Raw genomic sequence first — 2427 nt, 5'->3', positions numbered from 1 at the left:
GTGGGCGAGCAGCGCCTGCTTGGCGCCGGTGTGGGCGAAGATGACCTGCTGCTCGACGCGCTCGGCCGTGGTGGCGACCGGCGTCACCGCGACCTGGACCGGGTCGGTCAGGTACTGCTCGGCCAATCCGGCGATGTTCTTCGGCATGGTGGCCGAGAAGAACAGGCTCTGGCGCTTGCCCGGCAGCATCCGCACGATGCGCTTCAGGGCGTGGATGAAGCCGAGGTCGAGCATCTGGTCGGCCTCGTCGAGGACGAGGATCTCGACGCCCTCCAGCGTCAGGGAGCGGCGTTCGATCAGGTCGATCAGGCGGCCCGGGGTGGCGACGAGGATGTCGACGCCGGGCGCCAGCGCCCGCTCCTGGCGGCTGATGGTGACGCCGCCGAACACCACCGTGTTCGTGTAGGGCAGGTGGCGGCCGTAATCGGAGAAGGATTCGGCGATCTGGTTGGCGAGCTCGCGGGTCGGCGAGAGCACCAGAACCCGGCAGCCGCGGCGCGGGGCGCGGCGATCCGAGAGGGAGAGGCGGTGCAGGATCGGCAGCGCGAAGGCTGCGGTCTTGCCGGTGCCGGTCTGGGCGATGCCGCAGAGGTCGCGGCCCTGCATGGCAGGGGGGATCGCCTGCGCCTGGATCGGCGTGGGGGATTGGTAGCCGGCCTCGTCGAGGGCCCGCAGCACGGGCTGGGCGAGGCCGAAATCGGTGAACTGGGTCAAGGGGAAACTTTCAGGGCAGCGGATCCCGGGCCGTGCGCGCTCGCGCCGGCCCCGGCTGCCGTCAGCGGCAGGTTCGATCCGTTGGCAGGAGGCCGCCCGCGTGATGGGGCAGCCCGGGTGCATGCACGTATGAAGAGAGGGGCCGGACCGTGCGAGCGCGTCGCCGCGGCCGCCCCATCCGTCACGCAGCCCTCTCAAGCGGATCCGATACGGCCGCTGACGCTGCATCTGCGATATGGCTGTGTGCGGGTGCGAAGTCAATTGCCTGCCGGCCGGCGCCTCGCTGGGGTCCAAGGCACGACCCCTGCAGACGCGGACCTCCCATGCAGCGCGCGCCGGCCCTCCGCACCAGCCTGAGACAGACGCGCCCCGGCCCGGGGCACGGGGCCTCGCGGGGCCGCCCCGGCATGCTACAGAGGCCGGCGCCGCCGTCGGCTCGGCAACCGGATCCGCAACAGGATCCGACCGGACCCGTCGGCGGCCCCAATCCGCCCGCCGCGGCGGAGGGATCCGATCCCGGTTCGAGGATGATCGCGCGCCACACCTTCATCTACGTCGGCGCGCGCGCCGCGGCGGCGGCTCTCAACATGGGCGCGGTGGCGGTCTTCACCCGGCTCGCGCCGGTGGAGACCTACGGCAGCTACCTGTTCGTGCTGTCCTGGGCGCTCGTCCTCTACGGCGCGACCTGCCAATGGCCGAAATTCGCGTTCTTCGCCCGCTACGACGAGGCCCGCGCCCCGGCCCAGGTCGGCACCGTGGGGCGGCTCCTCGCCGCCATGCTGGCGCTCGCGGCGCTGGCGGCCGCGCTCTGCGTGGTCATGGGCCTCGCGAGCCCTGCCGTCGCGGCGGCGACCGTCGCGGCGGTCGTCGGTATGACCCTGTTCGAGGCCTCGACCGAGATCGCCCGCACCCGGCTCGCGGCGGGCTCCGTCGCCCTGGCGATCCTCGCCCGCGCCGTCCTCGTGCTTGCCCTCGGCAGTCTCGCGCTCGTGCGGACGGGCGATCCGCTCGCCCTCGTCCTCGCCGTGGCGCTCGCCAACGGGCTCGCGGCGCTCCCCGCTCTTCGGGCGGTCGCGCCCCTCCTGCGGGGCCGGGCCAGCGCCGTCGAGGCGCGTCGCCTCATCGCCTACGGCTGGCCCCTCGTCCTGTCCTTCGGGCTCGCGGCGCTGGCCCAGACCATCGACCGGATCATCGTCGGCCGCAGCGTCGGCCCGGAAGAACTCGGCGCCTACGGCGCCATCGCCGACTTCCTGCGCCAGGGCTTCGTCGTGTTCGGCGAGAGCATCGCCCTGGCGCTCGTCTCGATCGCCAAGCGCGAGGTGCGGGCCGGGGCGCTCGGCGCGGCCGAGGCGGTGCTCGCGGACGCCGCCCGCGCCATGGCGCTGGTCGGCGCCTTCGGGGCGGTGTTCGTCCTCGCCTTCGACGACGTCCTCGTCGCCGTGCTGCTCGGACCCGGCTACCGGGCGCAGGCCCTGGCGCTCGCGCCGATCCTGCTCGCGGCGAGCATCCTCCTGATGGTCCGCTCCTACTATTTCGGGCAGGTCATCTACTTCACCCGCACGAGCCACCTCGACGCCGTCGCCTCGGCCGCGCTCCTCGTTACTGTCGGCGGCCTCTCGGCGCTGCTGATCCCGCGCATGGGCGCGATGGGCGCGGCGATCGCCTTCGCGGCCGGACAGGCGGTCGCCTGCCTCGTCTTCGTGGCCGGCGGGC

The 2427-nt window shown here is 73.4% G+C and carries 2 protein-coding genes; one reads left to right on the top strand and one right to left on the bottom strand.

From position 1 onward, the window contains the following. The coding region (locus E1J50_RS26185) for a DEAD/DEAH box helicase (RefSeq protein WP_132257187.1) at nt 1-714 on the bottom strand (714 nt) is incomplete at its 3' end. Nucleotides 715-1241: 527 nt separating this feature from the next. On the opposite strand from E1J50_RS26185, the gene E1J50_RS26180 reads away from it, so the two are divergent. Next, nucleotides 1242-2427, top strand: a 1186-nt coding sequence (locus E1J50_RS26180) for a lipopolysaccharide biosynthesis protein (RefSeq protein ID WP_132257185.1), incomplete at its 3' end; no start/stop codon positions are given.

This window comes from Methylobacterium segetis (assembly GCF_004348265.1).
GTDB lineage: Bacteria > Pseudomonadota > Alphaproteobacteria > Rhizobiales > Beijerinckiaceae > Methylobacterium > Methylobacterium segetis.
Note: the sequence above shows the minus strand (reverse complement) of the source record. Positions and strands in the feature narration are given on the sequence as shown.